The 19344-nt window shown below is 49.2% G+C and carries 19 protein-coding genes; 13 read left to right on the plus strand and 6 right to left on the minus strand.

The genetic code is table 11. The features are described 5' to 3' along the window. Position 1 precedes the first annotated feature (1 nt). The 11 genes from ACVLR6_RS03310 (at position 2) to bioD (ending at position 13954) form a co-directional block, all read left to right on the plus strand. Positions 2-811 carry a sulfite exporter TauE/SafE family protein gene (locus tag ACVLR6_RS03310; protein ID WP_005175920.1) on the plus strand — a complete coding sequence of 270 codons (810 nt, stop codon included), beginning with the start codon at positions 2-4 and terminating at the stop codon, positions 809-811. Positions 812-959: 148 nt separating this feature from the next. Further along, positions 960-1655: a GntR family transcriptional regulator gene (locus ACVLR6_RS03315; RefSeq protein ID WP_455995828.1), complete on the plus strand. Its 696-nt coding sequence runs from the start codon at positions 960-962 to the stop codon at positions 1653-1655. 10 nt (positions 1656-1665) lie between these two features. Next, complete coding sequence (gene smc / locus ACVLR6_RS03320; protein WP_455995830.1) at positions 1666-5118, plus strand: chromosome segregation protein SMC; 3453 nt, start codon at positions 1666-1668, stop codon at positions 5116-5118. Between the two features lies 1 nt (position 5119). Next, positions 5120-6208: a cell division protein ZipA C-terminal FtsZ-binding domain-containing protein gene (locus ACVLR6_RS03325; protein ID WP_455995832.1), complete on the plus strand. Its 1089-nt coding sequence runs from the start codon at positions 5120-5122 to the stop codon at positions 6206-6208. Between the two features lie 93 nt (positions 6209-6301). Continuing rightward, positions 6302-8341, plus strand: a complete 2040-nt coding sequence (ligA, locus tag ACVLR6_RS03330) for an NAD-dependent DNA ligase LigA (protein ID WP_455995834.1) — start codon at positions 6302-6304, stop codon at positions 8339-8341. Between the two features lie 346 nt (positions 8342-8687). After that, positions 8688-9152 carry a heteropolymeric bacterioferritin subunit Ftn gene (gene ftn / locus ACVLR6_RS03335; protein WP_005175934.1) on the plus strand — a complete coding sequence of 155 codons (465 nt, stop codon included), beginning with the start codon at positions 8688-8690 and terminating at the stop codon, positions 9150-9152. A gap of 124 nt (positions 9153-9276) precedes the next feature. Then, complete coding sequence (locus tag ACVLR6_RS03340; RefSeq protein WP_016659861.1) at positions 9277-9996, plus strand: alpha/beta fold hydrolase; 720 nt, start codon at positions 9277-9279, stop codon at positions 9994-9996. Positions 9997-10093: 97 nt separating this feature from the next. Then, entirely contained in the window at positions 10094-11377 is a 1284-nt protein-coding gene (gene bioA, locus ACVLR6_RS03345) for an adenosylmethionine--8-amino-7-oxononanoate transaminase (protein ID WP_016659862.1), read from the plus strand. After that, positions 11374-12528, plus strand: a complete 1155-nt coding sequence (locus tag ACVLR6_RS03350) for an 8-amino-7-oxononanoate synthase (RefSeq protein ID WP_455995837.1) — start codon at positions 11374-11376, stop codon at positions 12526-12528. Before bioA ends, ACVLR6_RS03350 begins: the two co-directional genes overlap by 4 nt. Next, positions 12510-13313 (plus strand): malonyl-ACP O-methyltransferase BioC, encoded by an 804-nt coding sequence (gene bioC / locus ACVLR6_RS03355; protein WP_455995839.1) that lies wholly within the window; start codon positions 12510-12512, stop codon positions 13311-13313. Before ACVLR6_RS03350 ends, bioC begins: the two co-directional genes overlap by 19 nt. Continuing rightward, entirely contained in the window at positions 13313-13954 is a 642-nt protein-coding gene (gene bioD, locus ACVLR6_RS03360) for a dethiobiotin synthase (protein WP_455995841.1), read from the plus strand. Before bioC ends, bioD begins: the two co-directional genes overlap by 1 nt. A gap of 49 nt (positions 13955-14003) precedes the next feature. On the opposite strand, the gene rluB is transcribed toward bioD, so the two are convergent. From rluB to ACVLR6_RS03390, 6 genes are all read right to left on the minus strand, one after another. After that, positions 14004-15044, minus strand: coding sequence for a 23S rRNA pseudouridine(2605) synthase RluB (rluB, locus tag ACVLR6_RS03365; RefSeq protein ID WP_005175954.1), 1041 nt, complete (start codon positions 15042-15044; stop codon positions 14004-14006). 41 nt (positions 15045-15085) lie between these two features. Continuing rightward, a complete protein-coding gene (scpB, locus tag ACVLR6_RS03370) occupies positions 15086-15652 on the minus strand; it encodes an SMC-Scp complex subunit ScpB (RefSeq protein WP_370459243.1) in 567 nt (188 codons plus the stop codon). A 20-nt stretch (positions 15653-15672) separates the two neighbouring features. Then, positions 15673-16467, minus strand: a complete 795-nt coding sequence (locus tag ACVLR6_RS03375; protein WP_016659867.1) for a segregation and condensation protein A — start codon at positions 16465-16467, stop codon at positions 15673-15675. 268 nt (positions 16468-16735) lie between these two features. After that, positions 16736-17017, minus strand: a complete 282-nt coding sequence (locus ACVLR6_RS03380) for a hypothetical protein (protein WP_168414488.1) — start codon at positions 17015-17017, stop codon at positions 16736-16738. A 32-nt stretch (positions 17018-17049) separates the two neighbouring features. Beyond that, positions 17050-17667 (minus strand): L-threonylcarbamoyladenylate synthase, encoded by a 618-nt coding sequence (locus tag ACVLR6_RS03385; protein ID WP_075167569.1) that lies wholly within the window; start codon positions 17665-17667, stop codon positions 17050-17052. Positions 17668-17751: 84 nt separating this feature from the next. Then, positions 17752-18414, minus strand: coding sequence for an elongation factor P hydroxylase (locus ACVLR6_RS03390; protein WP_016659870.1), 663 nt, complete (start codon positions 18412-18414; stop codon positions 17752-17754). 97 nt (positions 18415-18511) lie between these two features. On the opposite strand from ACVLR6_RS03390, the gene ACVLR6_RS03395 reads away from it, so the two are divergent. Further along, positions 18512-19069 carry a YceD family protein gene (locus ACVLR6_RS03395; protein ID WP_005175975.1) on the plus strand — a complete coding sequence of 186 codons (558 nt, stop codon included), beginning with the start codon at positions 18512-18514 and terminating at the stop codon, positions 19067-19069. Between the two features lie 76 nt (positions 19070-19145). Continuing rightward, entirely contained in the window at positions 19146-19331 is a 186-nt protein-coding gene (gene rpmF / locus ACVLR6_RS03400; protein WP_005175977.1) for a 50S ribosomal protein L32, read from the plus strand. Positions 19332-19344 lie beyond the last annotated feature (13 nt).

Consider the following 19344-nt stretch of genomic DNA (forward strand, 5'->3'; position numbering starts at 1 on the left):
TATGGAGTTAATCATATATTTACTGATTGGCGCAATTGCCGGATTTGCTGCGGGTCTGTTCGGGGTGGGCGGTGGCTTAATTATTGTGCCAATTTTGTACATTGTATTTACCCAGCTGAATTATGATCCTAGCGTGATTATGCATATGGCGGTCGGGACTTCACTGGCGACCATTATCGTAACTTCCATCAGTTCGGTCACGGCGCACCATAAAAAAGGTGCGGTGATGTGGAATGTGTTTCGCAATTTGGCACCCGGCCTAATTCTGGGTGCATTTTTTGGTGCCGGGATTGCCGATTTAATGTCGGGGCAGGGCTTGCAGCTGGTAATCGGGTTCTTTGCGGTGTGGGTGGCCTATCGCATGTTCCGCGGTTCAAATACCCCGGTTGATCCTTCACGTCAGTTGCCTTCAACCGGTGCGCAAATGCTGGCCGGTGGCGGAATTGGGATTGCCTCGGCCATTTTCGGGATTGGCGGCGGCAGCTTAACCGTACCGTTCCTGAACCGTTGTGGTGTGGTGATGCAAAAAGCAGTTGCCACTTCTGCAGCCTGTGGCTTGCCGATTGCTATTGCCGGCGCTCTGGGTTTTGTCTGGTTTGGCCAGCAGTCTGAGGTGAGCGTGCCGAATACCTGGGGCTATGTACATTTATATGCCTTTATTGGCATTAGCGTGATGAGCTTTATGACCGCCAAGCTTGGCGCAAAAGTTGCACATATTTTGTCACCGGCCATGCTAAAAAAATGTTTTTCAGGTTTGTTGACCACCGTCGGTCTGTATTTTATTTACCAGGGCTTTAGCGCTTATTTTTAAGCGCTTGATGGTGTGGTTGAAAATTGGCTATAGCGACAGAAAATTGTCGGACAATGTCATGGAAATTTGGTCGCTAAGCCAGTAAAAAAGACAATAAGAAAGACCCGCTGCAACTGCGCGCATGGTATAAAAATAACACAGGAACAGTATGCAACAACAAGAAACAGACAGTCTATCTGAACAGATTGCAAAACATATCGGCGAGCAGATTATTAGTGGCGAGCTGGTAGAGGGCGAGCGCATTCAGGAACTGCGTATTGCCAAAGAGCTGGATGTCAGTCGCGGTTCGGTGCGTGAGGCACTGCTGCTGTTGGAACGCACCCATCTGATTGAAATTTTTCCGCGGCGCGGCGCGATTGTATTGGAAATGTCGGCCCAGCAGGTGCGCGCCCTGTTTGATACCTGCAGTCTGCTGCTGGGGCAGATTGTACAGCGCATTGCGGAAACCTGGCGTCATCATGAAATTGAACAGCTGCAAAAGCTGATGGAGCAGATTGAGGCCGAATACCGGCAGGGTCATACCGAAAAATTTTATGACCTAATTTTCCAAACCCTGGCCCAGCAGCAGGATATGGTGGCCAATCTGTACCTGATGAAATTCTATCAAGAGTTGCTGCCGTCGTTACGGCGCAGCTATTTTTTAACCCTGAATACGTCACGTCGGGAGTTACAGGAATCGTTTGATCTATTTAAACTGGTAATTGATGCAATTTTAATCCGAAAATCACAACAAGCCTCTTTATTTATGGATGATTTTTGTCGACACTTGCGCAATCTGGTGTTGGAATCTCTGACCCGTATGAAACAAATTGAACTGGCCTGGGCACGCCGCTCACGCCGTTAATCGGGACATTATGCGTTTAAGCAGCTTAAAACTTTCCGGCTTTAAATCTTTTGCCGATAGTACCACCTTACATTTTAAAGCCAACCGGACGGCCGTGGTCGGCCCCAATGGCTGTGGCAAGTCCAATGTGATTGATGCCATTCGCTGGGTCATGGGTGAATCCAGCGCGCGTCAGCTGCGTGGCGGCAGCATGCAGGATGTGATTTTTACTGGGACCGCCAAGCGTAAACCGGTGGGCATGGCCAGTGTCGAACTGCGCTTTGACAATACCTATGGCAAGCTGGGTGGCGCGTATAACGCCTATACCGAACTGGCGGTGCGCCGTCAGGTCAACCGCGATGGCAAGTCAGAATATTTTTTAAATGGCACCAAATGCCGGCGCCGTGATATTACCGATATTTTCCTTGGCACCGGTCTGGGGCCGCGCTCCTATGCCATTATCGAACAGGGCATGATTAACCGTCTGGTCGATGCCAAACCGGAAGAGATGCGGGTATTTATTGAAGAAGCGGCCGGGGTATCGCGTTATCAGGCCCGTCGCCGTGAAACTATGCTGCATCTGGACCATACCAGCCAGAATTTATCGCGGCTGGAAGATATTGCCAGTGAACTGAAAGGCCAGCTCAAAACCCTAAAACGCCAGTCGGAAACTGCGCTGCAGTACAAGACTTTAGAAAGCCAGATTCGCAGCATCAAAATTGAAATTTTATCGTTCCAGTGCGAGCAGAGCAGCCGTTTGCAGCAGGAATATACTGTGCAGATGACCGAACTGGGCGAACAGTTCAAGCTGACCCGTTCCGAGCTAAGCACGCTGGAACATGATTTGGGCAATACCAGTGAGCTGTTCCAGCGTCTGATTCAGCAATCAACACCATTACAGAATGAATGGCAGCAGGCTGAAAAGAAACTGGCTGAGCTGAAAATGACCCTGGAGCAGAAACAGTCGCTGGTCCAGCAAAACAGCAGTACGCTGGCTCAGTTGCAGGAACAGAAAGCCCAGACCAAAGAACGTCTGCAGCTGATTGATCTGCAGCTAGAAACAGTACTCAGCCAGCAGGAACAGTATACTGAGCAGCTGCAACAGGCCGAGCAAAGCACGCAAGAGCAGGCACAGGCTGTGCAGCAGCTCAAAGCCCAGCAGCAACAGGTGCAGCAGCAGTTTGAGCAGATTAAGGCGCAGGTGGAAAAACAGCAGCAGCAAAAACTGCAAATGCTGGCCCAAAGTGAACAGCTGCTAAAAAATATCAGCCGGATTGAACAGCAAAAAGACACCTTGCAGCAGCAGAGCAGCTCGCTGCAAAGTCAGGCCCAGCAAGATGAAGTCGAGCAGCTGAGCCAGGACAAAGCCCAGTTAAGCCAGCAGCTGGCCGAGCTGGAGCAGCAGATTCAGGCGCAACAGCAGCAGTTGCAACAGGCGCACAGCCTGCTGAATCAGCATAAAAATAGCAGTACTGAACTGAAATCGGAAATTCAGGTGCTCCAGGCCGAGCAGAAAAACCTGAATCAGCTACTGATTAAAAACAGCCCCAAACAGCAGTTACAGCACACCGCCTTAATGCAGGTGCTAACCCTGAACGATGCTGCCAAACCGCATGCGGCATTAATTGAGAAGTTTCTGGCCAAATGGCTGAATGCACAGATGCTCGAGGCAGATGACAACTTTCAGGACAGTCTGGCGCGTCAGTTAAAACCTGCTGCCCAGCACGCACCGATTCAGCTGGCAAATTTAAGCTGTCTGGCGGACTGGATTGAATCGCCATCTTCTTCTTTATGGCAACAGGTGGCACTGGCTGATGATTTAGCGCAGGCATTGCAATTACAGCCAAAGTTACAGGCCGGGCAGAGCATTCTAACCCTAGATGGCTATCAGGTCGGGCCGGACTGGGTAATTGGTTTACTGTTTGATGAAGCCTCACAATCGGCGCAGGGGGCTTTAAGCCATCGCATCCGTCTGGAAGAAATTGATGGGCTACTGAGTCAGAAACAGGCCGAGTTGCAACAGGCCGAACAGGACTTTAACATCAGCCAACAGCAGTGCCAGCAGCTGCAGCAACAGCTTCATGAACAACAGGCGCAGCTGAAACAGCAGCAGCAGGCATTGCAGGCACTGGATCTGCAGATTGCCAAAATCCAGAGCGCCGCGCAGGCCTTTGCCGTGCAGAAGCAGCAATTACAGCATCAGCTGCAGCAACTGGAGGAGCAGCTGGAAGAAGATGCCATGCAAAAAGATGATCTGGAAATTGATCTGCATGCGCTGAGTCTCAAGTTGGAACAGGCGCTGCCAAACTATAAAACCCTGCAATTCCAGCTGGAAGAATTAACGGCACAACTGGAGCAGGCGCAGCAGCTATATCAGCAACAGCAACAGGAACTGGAACTGTTAAGACGCCAGTCGGTGCAGGCCACACAGCAGCTGGAATTGCTGGAAAAAGATGGTGGTTTTTTAAAGACCCAGCATCAGCAGATTGCAGCACAAATGGAGCAGGCGAAAAAGTTTGTCGATCCGGTGCAGCTGGAATTGCCGGCACTAGCCAGCCAGTTTGCCGAGCAGCAGCAGCAGACGGAAAAACTGCAACAGACCTGGAATGAATGGCAGCTGGAACTGAACCAGATTCAGAGCAAACAGCAGCAGCTGACCGAGCAGCGCCATCAACAGCAGCAGCAGGATGAAAAACTGCGTAGCCAGCTGGAAGAAAAACGTCTGGCTTGGCAAGCGGCCAAATCTGACTTGCAGCATTATTCCGAACAGCTGAAAGCCTTAAACAGCGAGCTGATTCCGGGGCTGAAGATTGATGTAACGGCCCATCAGCAGCAGCTAGAAAAAGCCCAGGCGCAGTTTGATAAATTGGGTGCGGTGAATCTGGCGGCTTCAGAAGAATATGAAGAAGTTTCAGCCCGTTATGCCGAGCTGAGCCATCAGATTGAAGATCTGGAAAAAACCGTGGCCCAGTTACAGGCGGCCATGAAAAGTATTGATCAGGAAACGCGCAAGCTGTTTATGACCACCTTTGACCAGATTAATACTGAACTGCAGGCGCTGTTTCCCAAAGTGTTTAATGGTGGTGAAGCCAGTTTAAGTCTTGAAGATGACTGGCAATCGGGTGTAAAACTAATGGCAAGACCACCGGGTAAACGCAACAGCTCACTGGCGCTGTTGTCGGGTGGAGAAAAAGCACTGACCGCACTGGCACTGGTCTTTGCCATTTTCCGTTTAAATCCGGCGCCGTTTTGTGTGCTGGATGAAGTCGATGCACCGCTGGATGATGCCAATGTCGGACGTTTCTGTAACCTGGTCCAGGAACTGTCCGAACAGGTGCAATTTATATATATCACACATAACAAGCTGGCAATGACGATGGCAACCGATTTATTAGGTGTTACTATGCCTGAACCGGGAACATCAAAATTAGTCAGCGTAAATCTAGAAGATGCTACAGAATACGGTCTAGTCGCGGAGGCATAACATGGAAATCACCACAATCATTGGGATTATTATCGCGCTCATTATTATGGGTTTCGGTTTAAGAATGATCCTGAAAAAACCGGCCGATGCAGCACCTTCGCTGGACTCCGAGCTGCAGGTCAATGCCGATAGCCAGCAGCCGATCATTCCGCGTCATGTCCGTCATCAGTTGCAGACTGAACCGGCCCAGCGCGTAGAACCAACGTTAGGCGATGCCGATCTTGCTGCCGTCGAGCCAAACAGCAAAATTGAGCCACAGGCCATGACTGAAACGCAGCTGACTGAGCCGAACGAAACAGCGCAGGCGAAAACTGAAGCGCAGGCCGTAGCATCTGTAGATGCTGAACCTGCAGCCAAAAATGAGGTAGAAGCAAAGGCAGAAAATCTGGCAGAACAGGCTTCTACCGAAACCACCCAGACTGATGCATCTACTACCGCTGCCGTGACTGCTGTAGCTCATGCTGCTGAATCTGCACCTGAATCGGCATCGACTGAACAGACTCAAGCTGGGGTAGATACCGAAAAAACGGAAACTGTGCCAGCTGAATTTAGCCTCAACAGCCAGATTGAAAAAGCCGATATTCGTGAATTTGAAGAAGAAAGCAGTATTCTGGATGCGCATCTGCATGAACAGCAACTGGTAGATGATGAAAGCGCCCTGGCCACTGCAGAATCATTTATTGCCCTGAATATTTTCCCGGAACGCCGGATTTTATCGGGGGAGAAAACCCTTAAAGTGCTGCTTAAATACGGTCTGCGCTTTGGTGAAATGTCCTGCTTCCACCGTTATAACGAAGATGGTTCCAAACTGCTGTTCTCGGTGCTGCAAATTACCGACAATGGTGCCGACGGTTTTGATCTGGAAACCCTGTCGAATGAACAGGTTAAAGGTCTGGCCTTTTTCCTGGCCCTGCCACATAGCGATGTGCAAAATGCCTTTGATACCATGATCAGCATTTCCGGTCTGATTGCCCGTGAAATTGATGGCACTGTATATGACCAGAACCATCTGGAATTAACCCCGCAATTACGCGAACACTGGCGTCATCAGGCGATTGATTATCGCGCAGGTCAGGCTTCGCTGGCATAATAGAATTGAAACCACAGCCTCCGGTTTCTATAATACGGCCAAGCGACAAAATTTTTTAAGGGCGGGATCACCGCCCTTTTTTATGGTGAACATATGACTCAACATGCAGATGTGGTGGTGCAAATGCGCCAATTGATCCAGATTTTAGCCCAGCATAATCATGCCTATTATGTCTTGGATCAGCCCATTATTGCAGACAGTGAATATGATCAGCTGTTTCATCAACTCAAAGCCTTAGAACAACAATATCCCGATCTGATTCAGGCCGATACCCCAACCAATAAAGTTGGCGGGCAGCCTTTAAGCAAATTTGAAAGCGTCACCCATGCGGTACCAATGCTGTCTCTGGGTAACGTATTTAACCAGGATGAATTGTTTGCCTTTGCCCGCCGCGCCGAAGAGCGTTTACGCAACCAGACCATTCAATATGATGTCGAGCTGAAATTTGATGGGCTGGCGATTTCCTTGTGGTATGCCAATGGCGTGCTGGTGCGCGGCGTGACCCGCGGCGATGGCGAAACCGGTGAAGATATTACTCACAATGTTAAAACCATTCGCAACCTGCCGAAAATCTTATCTTCAGCGGAGTACAGCATTCCGGAGTTTCTGGAAGTGCGCGGTGAAGTGCTGATGCCCAAATCGGGTTTTGAAAAACTCAATGCCGCTAATCTGGCCAAAGGCGAAAAGACCTTTGCCAATCCGCGTAATGCTGCGGCCGGCAGCTTGCGCCAGCTGGATCCGAAAATTGCGGCCTCACGTCCACTGGCGTTTTATGCCTATGGCATTGCCCAGTGCGTGCCGCATCATGGCCTGAACACCATGTCCGAAAGCCTGGACTGGTTACATCAGCTTGGTTTTGCTGTGGGTGAGCGTCATTTTGTTTGTGACAGCATTCAGGCCGTGCAAGAAGTCTATGAGCAGATCAATCAGGAACGCTCGCAGCTGAGTGTTGAAATTGACGGCATGGTAATTAAAGTCAATGACCTGAAACAGCAGCAGCAGCTTGGCTTTTTAAGCCGCGAACCGCGCTGGGCCACTGCTTATAAATTCCCGGCAGTCGCCGCGCTGACAACAGTTGAAAATATTCATTGGCAGGTGGGCCGTACCGGTACTTTGACCCCGGTGGCACGCCTGAATCCGGTGGCAGTGGGTGGGGTGACGGTATCTAATGTCACCTTGCACAATATTGGTGAAATCCATCGTCTAGATGTGCGGATTGGCGATACGGTCAGTGTCTATCGCAGCGGTGATGTGATTCCGAAAGTTGAAAAAGTCTGGCCGGAATTTCGTCCGGCGGAGGCTGAAACCGTACAGCTACCTGCCTGCTGTCCGGTGTGTGATTCGCCGGTGGTGATGCCGGAAGGCGAAGCGTTGGCACGCTGTTCCGGTGGCCTGTACTGTGCAGCGCAGCGGATTGAGGCCATCCGTCACTTTGTTTCGCGTAAGGCCATGGATATTGAAGGTCTGGGTGATCGCTGGGTAGAATCATTACTGCATCTGAATCTGCTCAAAGATGTTTCGGACATTTACCATCTGCATGAACATCGTGAGGCCTTGCTCAATATTGAAAAGATGGGCGAGAAGTCGGTACAAAACCTGCTCGATGCAATTGAACGCAGTAAAAAAACCACGCTGGGCGCCTTTATTTATGCCTTGGGGATTCGAGGTGTCGGCGAAACCACCGCGCGGATGCTGGCCAATACCTTCCAGACGCTGGATGCCTTACGTGTTGCCAATCTGGAGGCGCTCAAGAAAACCCCGGATGTCGGCGATATTACCGCAGAATGGATTCTGGACTTTTTCCAGGCACCGCATAACCTGGAAGTGCTGGACCGTTTACTGGCGGCCGGTATTCACTGGGATGCACCGCTGGCGCCGACCCGTCAGCCTTTAAATGGTGAAAGCTGGGTCATTACCGGTACTTTAAGCAAAATGGGCCGTGATGAAGCCACTCAAATGCTACAGGCGCTCGGCGCCCGGGTAAGTGGCAGTGTCTCCAGTAAAACCAAGTGTCTGGTGGCGGGTGAAAAAGCCGGTTCCAAACTGGAGAAGGCGGAGAAACTTGGTATTCCGGTCATGAATGAAGATCAGTTTCTGAGCCTGATGGCTGAATATGGCCAGACCCAGGGCTAACAGAACAGCAGGCAACCGCTCTCTAGATTGAGTGGTTGCTGCCTGAATCTGGTGATAGGTCAAAACAGAGAAAGCACAGCAGTAAAATCGTAAAAACTGCAGAAATAAGAACCGTTTTTGATAGTTACAAAATTCTAAATTTGCCGCTTTGTGTGTTTGGGTTGCAGAAAAATCAGACAAATGTGAGCAAGCAATTCTTTTTTATGTGGAAAAGTTTGAATCCAGAACTGTAAATGCACATGCTTCTCATTTTAATTATATAAAAATCATATATTTACACAAATTATCTTTTGCAACTTGGCTTGGCTTTCGCCATAATGAGCGTATTCGTAAGGGAGTAATGAAAATGCGTGGCAATCCAGAAGTCGTAGACTATTTAAATATGTTGATCGGTGGCGAACTGGCTGCTCGTGATCAATACCTGATTCACTCGCGTATGTATGAAGATTGGGGCCTGAGCAAGATTTATGAACGCATCGACCATGAGATGCAGGAAGAATCACAACATGCCGATGCCCTGATTCGCCGGGTACTGTTCCTTGAAGGCACTCCGAATATGCAGCGTGATGATATTGACGTCGGTACCGACGTACTATCCTGCTTAAAAGCCGATTTAAAGCTAGAGTATGAGGTACGTGAAAAACTGGCCCAAGGTGTTAAGCTGGCAGAAGACAAGGGCGATTACATCACCCGTGACATGCTGCGTCAGCAAATGTCAGATACCGAAGAAGACCATACTTACTGGCTGGAAAAACAGTTGCGTTTAATTGAACTCATTGGTTTGCAGAACTACATTCAATCGCAAATGTAAGCCCAACCCAACATTGACCCGGCACTGGCCGGGTTTTTTTATGGCCAAGATTTGGCGATTTTGATGCAGTGCAGGCGTCGCTATTTTTACTATACTGCGACTAGATGGAAACAAGGACAGCACAATGCAGCAGCGTATACTTTTGATCACCGGATGGGGCGGAGGAACCGGCCTGTTACAGCCTGTACAACATAGCCTAATGCAACACGGCATTCAGGTCGATGTCCTGAACATTTTTAATGCGGCGGATCCGGTACAGTTCCAGCAGCAGCTGGAACGGGCCAAAGGCTATAGTGTGCTGATGGGCTGGTCTCTGGGTGGGCAGCTGGCAACCTTACTGGCCGATGCACTGGCGCAATCCGGACAGGCGCCGCAAGCGCTCATTACTTTGGCTTCGAATCCGTGTTTTGTTGCGCAAGACGCGTGGCCCCACGGGATGGTTCCCGAGACTTTTCAGCAGTTTAAACAGGGCTTTGCCAAAGATGCGGCCGCGACCTTAAAACGTTTTGGTTATCTGGTCTGTCAGGGTAGTGCCCAGAGCCGGCAGGATTTACAGAAATTACAAAGTTTAATCCAGCCGCAATCTCTAACCTTGTTAAAACAGGGATTAGCTTTGCTGGAACAGCTTAATCTGGTGACCATCTTAAAAAATTATCCGGCTCCACAATATCATTTGCTGGCACATGAAGATCAGCTGGTTCCTTGCCAAGTTGCAGAAGATTTACAGAATTTAGCTGCAACAAATCTTCAGGTGGAAGTGATTTCTGGCTCGCATGGCATCCCGTTGTTTGAAACAGATGTGGTTACACAGAAAATTATTGACTATTTAAAGCAACTCTCCTGACCCTTCAGCGGAAATGATAATTCCCGCAATTTCTTTTTCTGTGTGGCGGGAGTAAGATCGAGCTCATGCAGATTTTAAACCAGACAGGGAGTCCGGGATGACCGATTTATTTGACCAGCAACATCTTTGGCATCCTTATACTTCCATGACCCAGCCGCTGCCGACCTTCAAGGTAAAGCGGGCTTATGGTGCGACCATTGAACTCGCAGATGGCCGCTGTCTGATTGATGGCATGTCATCGTGGTGGTGTGCTATTCATGGCTATAACCATCCTGAACTGAATCAGGCTGTGACCGACCAGTTACAGCAGATGTCACATATCATGTTTGGCGGTCTGACCCATGATCCGGCCATTGAGCTGGGCAAATTACTGCTGCAAATTACTCCACCGAGTCTGGATAAGATTTTCTATGCCGATTCCGGTTCAGTGGCGGTTGAAGTCGCGTTAAAAATGGCGGTGCAGTACTGGACTGCGCAAGGCCAGCCACAAAAAACCAATTTTATTACTCCGCGTTCCGGCTACCATGGCGATACCTGGAATGCGATGTCGGTCTGCGATCCGGTCACTGGCATGCATCAGATTTTTGGTTCAAGTCTGCCGAATCGCTTATTTGTACAGGCACCACAAACCCGCTTTGATGAAGACTGGAACCCAGATGATATTGCCGATCTGGAGCAGGCTTTGGCCCAGCATCAGCATACACTGGCCGCACTGATTCTAGAGCCGATTGTACAGGGCGCGGGCGGTATGCGCTTTTATCATCCTGAATATTTGCGTCAGGCCAAGCGTTTATGCGAGCAGTATGGTCTGCTGCTGATTTTTGATGAAATTGCCACCGGCTTTGGTCGTACCGGCAAGTTATTTGCTTGGGAACATGCCGGAGTCGAGCCGGATATCATGTGTATTGGCAAAGGACTGACGGGTGGTTATATGACCCTGTCGGCAACTTTAACCAGCAAGCAGGTGGCAGACACCATCAGTCAGGGGGAAGCTGGCGTGTTTATGCATGGCCCGACTTTTATGGCCAATCCGCTGGCTTGTGCGGTGGCACTGAAAAGTACTCAAGTCTTGCTGGCACAGGACTGGCAGGCCAAGATTCAGCAGATTGAACAGCAATTGAAACAGGCTTTAACGCCACTGGCTCAGCTGAGCCATGTACAGGATGTGCGGGTGCTGGGCGCAATTGGGGTGGTTGAACTGACTACGCCAGTCGATATGCAAAGCCTGCAGCAGCAGTTTGTACAGCGGGGCATTTGGGTGAGGCCATTTGGCAAACTGGTTTATGTGATGCCGCCGTATGTGATTTCAGCAGATGAACTGCACTACTTGCTGACCCAGTTGACCGAGGTGGTCCGCCAGATGCAGGAGAATGCCGCATGAGTTTGCTCGACCATTATGCCCAGCAGCTGGAACAGTTAAAACGCACTGCCAATTTGCGCCAGTTTCAGTCCAATCTGCAACATGGCCGCATGATTCAGATTCACGGGCAGCGCATGCTGAATCTGTCCAGTAATGATTATCTGGGGCTGGCCAGCGATGTCAGCTTGCGTGAAGAATTTTTTGATTTAACTCCTGTCACCGAGCGCCGTATGAGCGCCTCATCGTCGCGTTTGCTGACCGGGAACTTCCCGGAATATGAGCAGCTGGAAACGAGTCTGAGTCAGGCCTTTGGCCGTGCCGCCTTGCTGTTTAACAGTGGCTACCATATGAATATCGGGATTTTACCGGCACTGGCCGACAGTAAAACCCTGATTCTGGCCGACAAGTTGGTCCATGCTAGCATGATTGATGGTATCCGTTTATCTTCTGCCAAGGCGGTGCGCTACCGGCATAATGATCTGGCGCATCTGGCCCGGCTGCTGGAACAGTATCATGACGATGCGCAAATTGAACGGATTATAGTCGTGACCGAATCCATTTTTAGTATGGATGGTGATGAAACCGATCTGGCGGCACTGGTGCAGTTAAAGCAGCGTTATCCGAAAGTGATGCTGTATGTTGATGAAGCACATGCTATTGGCGTACGTGGAGAGCGGGGGCTGGGCTGTGCAGAGCAGTATGCGGTGCTGGAGCAGATTGATTTTCTGGTGGGGACTTTTGGCAAGGCCTTGGCATCAGTCGGTGGATATCTGATTAGCCATCCGTTGATCCGTGACTATTTAATTAACCGCATGCGCCCGTTGATTTTCAGTACCGCGCAGCCGCCGCTGAATATGGCCTGGACCCGGTTTATGTTCCAGAAGATGTTGCAGATGCAAGCCCAGCGCCAGCATTTACAGCAGATCAGCCAGGAATTAAAAGTGCAGGTTGAAGCCAAAGGCTATGCCTGTCCATCGACCTCGCAGATTGTGCCGGTAATTCTGGGCGAATCGGAAAAAGCCGTACAAAAGGCACAGCAGCTACAGCAGGCTGGGTTTTATATCATGCCGGTACGTCCGCCGACCGTACCGCAAAACAGTTCACGGCTGCGGATTTGCCTGACCGCGCAGATTCAGTCCAGTGAGCTGGCGCAATGCGTGGCGCTGTTATGATGGACAAGTCAGCGATGTCTGTAAATAAGTCGCAAGTGGCGCGGCGTTTTGCCCAGGCACATCACAGCTATTTGCAGCATGCGGTGATTCAGCAGCAGATTTGCCAGCAACTGGTTCGGTTAATGCAGTCGCATTTGCCGAGCCGGACACTGGGACGGGTGTTTGAAATTGGCTGTGGTACGGGGGCTTTAACCCGTGCGCTGGAGCAGCACTTTCAGGTGCAGCAGTTGCTGCTTAATGATCTGTATCCAGAAGTCCAGCAGCAACCGTTTTCTACCTCCCGAACCGAATGGTGGATTGGGGATGCCGAGCAGATTGCTTTTCCAGAACAGCTGGATGTGCTGATTTCGAGTTCAGCCTTGCAATGGATGCAGAATCTGCAGCAGCTGTTTGCCAAAATCGCCCATGCTTTAAAGCCTTCGGGTTATTTATGTTTTTCTAGTTTTGGTCCGGACAATCTCAAGGAAATTAAAGCCCTGACCGGGCAGGGGCTGGATTATTTCAGCCTGCTGGAACTGCGCCGCTGTCTGGAGTCACAAGGCTTCGAAATTGTGTATTTGTCTGAAACTGTCAAAACCCTGGCTTTTGAACATCCACGTCAGGTATTGCAGCATTTAAAAGCTACCGGGGTCACGGGTACCGCTTCCGGGCACCGCTGGACCAAACACAGTTTGCAGCAGTTTTATCAGGCCTATCGGCAGTTTTCCCGGCTGAATGTGGCCGGCCAGCAGGAATATTTACTCAGTTATCATCCGATTTATTGTATTGCACGGAGCACAGGCTAATGGCACAGATCTATTTTGTCAGTGGAATTGATACCGGAATTGGCAAAACCTATACCACCGGTTATCTGGCCAAGGCATGGAATGCTGAAGGGCAGCGAACCATTACCCAAAAGCTGATTCAGACTGGCAATACTGATATTTCGGAAGATATCCAGCAGCATCGGGAGATGATGGGCTGTGGCTGGTTGCCTGAAGATGACAGCAAACTGACCATGCCCGAGATTTTCACTTATCCGGCATCGCCGCATCTGGCCACCAAAATTGATGGCCGTGAGATTGATTTCAATAACATCCGCCAGGCGACAGAGCAACTGGCAGCGCGTTTTGATGTGGTACTACTGGAAGGCGCTGGTGGCCTGATGGTGCCGCTCACCACGGAAATGTTAACGATTGATTATATTGCCGAGCAGCAGTATCCGGTGATTCTGGTCAGTTCAGGACGTCTGGGTAGCATTAACCATACCTTATTAAGTCTGGAAGCGTTGAAGGCACGAGGGCTATCGCTGTATGCGCTGGCCTATAACCTGCAAGATGAATCACAAGATCCGCTGATTTCTAAAGATACTGCTGAGTATTTAAAAACCTATTTGGCCCGGCATTTTCCAGAGGCAAAATGGATTGAGATTCCGGTTCTAGATTAAAACCGTGATAAAAAAAGCCACTCAATTGAGTGGCTTTTTGCTGGGCAGCTTAAAACTTTCTAAAGCTTTTGTTGCCAAATGGTTTGCGTGGCGCATGTTCATCACGCTCTTGACGGCCAAAGCTGTTGCCATTTGGGTTATCACGACGGGCAAAGTGTGTGCCATTCTGGTTTTCACGACGTTCGCGATTGCCAAAGTTATCATCACGCGGGCCGCGGGTTGAAGACGTTGGCGCTGCTTCATTGTCACGGCGCTGCTGACGCAAGAAACCACCGCGACGCGCTGCCATCGGTTTTTCCTGCATACGTTCATTACGGCGTTTAGCCATACCGTACAGACCGGTTCCCTGACGTGGTTTCAGCTCAACCGCTTTGGTCAGGTTGTCGATGTCATTCTTGTCCAGTTCCATCCAGCGGCCAGTACGCAGTTCACGTGGCAGAATCACGGTACCATAACGGGTACGTAGCAGGCGGCTAACTTTTAAGCCCTGAGATTCGAAAATACGACGTACTTCGCGGTTACGACCTTCTTTTACCACCACCTGATACCAGCGGTTGATACCATCACCACCAATTTCAGAGAAGGATTCAAACTTGGCCGGGCCATCATCCAGTACCACACCACGCAGCATGTTGTTACGGATTTGTGGCGTGACTTCACCCATTACACGGACCGCATATTCACGCTCAATTTCATTGGATGGATGCATCAGGCGGTTTGCCAGTTCGCCATCATTGGTGAACAGTAACAGACCGGTCGAGTTGATATCCAGACGGCCGACCATGACCCAGCGATCATTGGCGATTGATGGTAAATGATCAAATACGGTCGGGCGTTGTTCCGGATCGTTACGTGAACAGATTTCACCTTCCGGTTTGTAGTAAATCAGCACACGGCGACGGATTTCATCTTCAATCTGGAAGCTGACTTTACGACCATCGATACGAAGCTCATCGCCTGGTTCAATACGCTCACCCACCTGGGCCACTTGGCCATTGACACTTACACGACCAGCGGCAATGACTTCTTCCATATAACGGCGAGAACCCAAACCAACGCGTGCCAGTACCTTTTGCAATTTTTCACTCATGACAGCATAACCTTAGAAATTATCATCAACAGTTCACCTATTCACGATCTCGGTGCCTGGGCATCGAGGTGCATGAAAGCTTCCTTGGCATCCTGCAGGGGAGGCAATTGACCGACAGAGGTCAGGCCAAATGCATTTAAAAATTGTGGCGTTGTGACTAACAACGCGGGTCTTCCAGGGAGTTCCCGGAAACCGGATTCCTTAATCCAGTTCCAGTCAAACAACGTTCTGAGAATCTGACTGTTGTTTGATACTCCGCGAATCTGTTCAATATCTGCTCGGGTCACCGGTTGATGGTAAGCAATCACAGCCAGTGTTTCGAGTAAAGACGGGGATAAACGGGTTGGTCGTTCCGGCCAGGCCTGTGCAATCAGGGTACGATATTTGGCCCGTACCTGAAAACGGAAACCTTGCGCAGTTTCAACCAGTTCAATAGACCGGCCATGTTGCAGCATGGCCAGTTGTTGTAAAAAGACTTTTAATTCTGCCTTACTATAGCGTGCCTGAAATGCTTCTTTCAGACGTGCCAGCGATACCGGTGCATCACTGGCAAAAATAATGGCTTCTAGCTGCATCAGCACTTCATGATGCTGTTCATCACTGGACATGTTAAGGGTTTGCTCTGACATTAGGCCTGTGCTCCCTGAATGGCCAGCGGTGCTTCGACACCACTGGCAACAATTGCCACTTTTTGCTGACGGGTCAGTTCCAGAATCGCCATAAACGTTACCACCATGCCCATACGGCCCTGGCTCGGCTTGAGCAGCTCGGCAAACGCTAGCACTTCACCGCTTTGCAGCTTTGCTTCAATATAGGCAATCCGTTCTTCCAGTAACACCGGTTCCTGCTGAATTTGGTGAATCACTGGTTCGGGGCGGTTAAATACACAAAATAGCGCATCACGTAACAGGCTGGCCTCATGACCCTCATTACTATACGCCACTTGGCCCAGGCTGACATGGGTATTAAAGGTATCACGCTCTAACACCGGCATTTGCCCCAGACGTTCAGCCGCCTGTTTAATCCGTAAATAATTTTCCAGCCGGTCAATCAGTTCCTGCTTCGGATCTTTTTCCAGCTCGCTGATGGCTTTGGGTTTCGGCAGCAGCAAACGCGATTTTAAATCGGCCAGCAGGGCAGCCATCACCATATAATCTGCGGTCAGCTCAATATTCAGGGATTTCATCGCATCCATATAAGCCAAATACTGAGAGGCAATCGGTGCGATATCAACCTGTAGCAGGTCAAAGCCGTTTTTTTGAATCAGGTAAATCAGAAAGTCGAGCGGGCCTTCGAAATGCTCTAACAGAATTTCAAATGCTGCAGGAGGAATATATAAATCCTCAGGAATCGTCTCTTGCCACTCATCCAAAACGCGGATGTGCGGGACTTGGTCCATAGCAGGATGCACAGATTGATTCATTACAGTTTTAGGCCACGCGAATTTTCAAAGGCATGAAAAGAGCTTTACATTCGATCTCACATCGAAAAGAAAGCATGGAGTTAATTGCGCGTAGTTTAATGGAAATTGACCATGAAATAAATTACCCAAATGACTAAAAGCGAAAAAAAGCAAAAGTAGATGGCAATTCTGCAGCGAAAAAGCAGGAAAAATCACGTTCAATACAGTAGAAGATATGGCCTAAAAGCGCATACAGATAAGGGTTTTAGCAAGAAAAACTCACCTCAGATCAAACACGTGATAAAGCGGACTGCTCAAGCTGTTCCAGCAGTTGCTGACACATTTCACGGCTGCACAGGTTCTGGTGGCCTAATCTTAAGGACAGGATATAGGCCTCTTCAACACTCGACAGCAGATGATATGCCTGTTGTTCGATAGAGAACACGACAGCCGGGTTTGGCATTGCATCCAGCAGCAGAGCCTCAGCTTCCAGAGACCAGGGTTGGGTCGCATAGATTAGCTGGCTTTTGGGAAACTCGCGAAGGTTGAGCAACAGATAAAATAAATCCATACCGTTTCCTCCTGAGATGGCGCTGAGCGCTGTTATTCAAACGCGCTTACATCACCAATACCACGACGGATAATTTCTGGCTGGTCACCAGATAAATCGACAATACTGGTGGTGGTTAAAGTCCCCAGGCCACTATCAATAAATACATCAATACGTTTACCAAGCTGCATTTCAATATCATAAGGATCATCCAGTGGATCATCCTGCCCCGGTAAAATCAGGGTGGAGGTCAAGAGCGGTTCATCCAGCTCTTTCAGTAACATTTGGCAAACCGGATTGCTCGGAATACGCAGGCCAATGGTTTTCTTTTTCGGGTGCATCAGACGGCGCGGCACTTCACTGGTGGCCGGTAAAATAAAAGTGGTTACTGCCGGGGTATTGTTTTTTAGCAGGCGATACATGGCATTATCGACCTTGGCATAAGTGGCAATATCGGACAGGTCACAACATAAAATTGCATATTGATGTTTAGGGCTAAGACCACGAATCTGGGCAATCCGTTCCATGGCTGCTTTATTCCCGATCTGGCAGCCAATGGCATAGGCTGCATCGGTAGGATAGACCACCACATCGCCGGCACGAATCCGTTCTACTGCCTGGCTAATTAAACGGGGCTGAGGATTTTCAGGATGAACTCTTAAATGCAGCATATTCTTTTCTCCTGATCTGATGATGATTCGCTTTTCAGACCATTGTACAAAGCTCTGTGTATCCAGAGCGTTGATTTATGTAATTTAATCAAGCATTTCTCTTGCAAATTCATCGCTATGTAAGCTTTTGCCATGCCGGGTACATAAACAGATACAGTCAATAAAGCGTTTGGCATCGCGTGGCAGTTTGGCTTCACCACGAAAATAACGCTGCACCTGGGCATAGACATTGTCTTTAAAGCAGGCACCATCGCCGCCTTCACCGGTCAGGTTATCTAAAGAAACCCGGAATTTGCGTCCAAATGCAGTGGCAAACATCCATTCAATGGCTTGCGGCTTGATTTCGACCTGCTCAAACAGGGCCTGCTGCTCAGCCGTGCGGCCATCGGGGGCATACCAGTAGCCTAAATCGGGCTGTTTACGGCGTTCCTCACCGGCAATGGTCCAGTGACTGATTTCATGCAGGGCACTGTTAAAGAAACCATGCGCAAACTGGATGCGAGCAGGGGTGTCTGCGGTGGCGGGAAAATACTCCGGTTCAAAATCACCACGCACCAGGTTGACATTGTGGTGGGAAAACCAGTGATTAAAGTGTAAGATGAGCCAATCGACGTATTCTGATTCTGTCGATAATTTCAACCAGTCCGAGAGTTGCACTTGGTCAGGTGAAATGTCAGAATCGAGCGTTGAAAGTGTGCTAACGAGTGATGAAACATTCACTTCTGTTTGCGGCTGCAACAGATGCATGACTTAATTTACCCAATTGGTCTGTCTAAATAAGTACAAAATTGTATCTTAATCTTTGACAGAGTACTGATGAATTTGTAGAATTGCCGCCTTAATTATGTCAGCAAATACCTTTCCGGCACAGATTGAGCCGTTTAAATGGGCTGAACAGGGCTTTACATGGTCAGGTACCCTGCCATTGTCTCGCTTTGCTCGTATTGCTCGTGAAGCTGTTGGATCAATTGATGATCAATTGATTAACATAGACTGTAAGCTATCAATGGATGCCTATCATCGCATTGCATGGCTAGATGGTCACGTTGAAACACAAGTTCCAATGGAATGCCAGCGCTGTCTGGATACCGTGGAAATTGACCTTGTTTTAGACTTCCATTTAGCGCTTGTAGATGATGAGTCACTGATAGAGCGCTTGGATGAGGATGCTGATTTCATTGTTCTGGGTGAAAGTGAAGCAACCAGCAAAGGTGATTATGATTCACCGGCGACGGCTGATTTACTCGCACTTATAGAAGATGAACTGTTATTGTTGCTGCCTTTGTCGCCTAAGCATGACGCTTGCGAACACAAGCATCAACCTGCCGTTCAGAACGATGTCGAAGAAAAACGGGATAATCCGTTTGATGTTTTGGCAAGTTTGAAGGGTAAACTTAACTAAAAATTATGTTATAATTTTGCGTTAAGACAACTGAATTTGTTCTGATCCATTTTTTCGATCTTTGTAAGGAGCCATCATGGCCGTTCAGCAAAACCGTAAAAGTCGCTCTCGCCGTGACATGCGCCGTTCACATGACGCTTTAACCGAGAATGCATTAACTGTAGACCAAGCTACTGGTGAAACTCATCGTCGTCACCACGTATCTAAAGATGGTATCTACCGTGGTCGTCAATTATTCGCTAAAGCAGCTGATGCTGAATAATTGTTGACAAGCA

It is taken from the genome of Acinetobacter sp. T63 (assembly GCF_053852345.1).

What these genes read in the sequence shown, in the direction of transcription:
- ACVLR6_RS03395 (WP_005175975.1), top strand. Translation starts at nt 18,512, where the DNA reads ATGTCAGCAAATACCTTTCCGGCACAGATTGAGCCGTTTAAATGGGCT.
- ACVLR6_RS03310 (WP_005175920.1), top strand. Translation starts at nt 2, where the DNA reads ATGGAGTTAATCATATATTTACTGATTGGCGCAATTGCCGGATTTGCT.
- ftn (WP_005175934.1), top strand. Translation starts at nt 8,688, where the DNA reads ATGCGTGGCAATCCAGAAGTCGTAGACTATTTAAATATGTTGATCGGT.
- smc (WP_455995830.1), top strand. Translation starts at nt 1,666, where the DNA reads ATGCGTTTAAGCAGCTTAAAACTTTCCGGCTTTAAATCTTTTGCCGAT.
- ACVLR6_RS03325 (WP_455995832.1), top strand. Translation starts at nt 5,120, where the DNA reads ATGGAAATCACCACAATCATTGGGATTATTATCGCGCTCATTATTATG.
- rluB (WP_005175954.1), bottom strand. Translation starts at nt 15,044, where the DNA reads ATGAGTGAAAAATTGCAAAAGGTACTGGCACGCGTTGGTTTGGGTTCT.
- ACVLR6_RS03340 (WP_016659861.1), top strand. Translation starts at nt 9,277, where the DNA reads ATGCAGCAGCGTATACTTTTGATCACCGGATGGGGCGGAGGAACCGGC.
- bioA (WP_016659862.1), top strand. Translation starts at nt 10,094, where the DNA reads ATGACCGATTTATTTGACCAGCAACATCTTTGGCATCCTTATACTTCC.
- bioD (WP_455995841.1), top strand. Translation starts at nt 13,313, where the DNA reads ATGGCACAGATCTATTTTGTCAGTGGAATTGATACCGGAATTGGCAAA.
- ACVLR6_RS03375 (WP_016659867.1), bottom strand. Translation starts at nt 16,467, where the DNA reads ATGAATCAATCTGTGCATCCTGCTATGGACCAAGTCCCGCACATCCGC.
- bioC (WP_455995839.1), top strand. Translation starts at nt 12,510, where the DNA reads ATGCGTGGCGCTGTTATGATGGACAAGTCAGCGATGTCTGTAAATAAG.
- ACVLR6_RS03380 (WP_168414488.1), bottom strand. Translation starts at nt 17,017, where the DNA reads ATGGATTTATTTTATCTGTTGCTCAACCTTCGCGAGTTTCCCAAAAGC.
- ligA (WP_455995834.1), top strand. Translation starts at nt 6,302, where the DNA reads ATGACTCAACATGCAGATGTGGTGGTGCAAATGCGCCAATTGATCCAG.
- ACVLR6_RS03385 (WP_075167569.1), bottom strand. Translation starts at nt 17,667, where the DNA reads ATGCTGCATTTAAGAGTTCATCCTGAAAATCCTCAGCCCCGTTTAATT.
- rpmF (WP_005175977.1), top strand. Translation starts at nt 19,146, where the DNA reads ATGGCCGTTCAGCAAAACCGTAAAAGTCGCTCTCGCCGTGACATGCGC.
- ACVLR6_RS03315 (WP_455995828.1), top strand. Translation starts at nt 960, where the DNA reads ATGCAACAACAAGAAACAGACAGTCTATCTGAACAGATTGCAAAACAT.
- scpB (WP_370459243.1), bottom strand. Translation starts at nt 15,652, where the DNA reads ATGTCCAGTGATGAACAGCATCATGAAGTGCTGATGCAGCTAGAAGCC.
- ACVLR6_RS03350 (WP_455995837.1), top strand. Translation starts at nt 11,374, where the DNA reads ATGAGTTTGCTCGACCATTATGCCCAGCAGCTGGAACAGTTAAAACGC.
- ACVLR6_RS03390 (WP_016659870.1), bottom strand. Translation starts at nt 18,414, where the DNA reads ATGCATCTGTTGCAGCCGCAAACAGAAGTGAATGTTTCATCACTCGTT.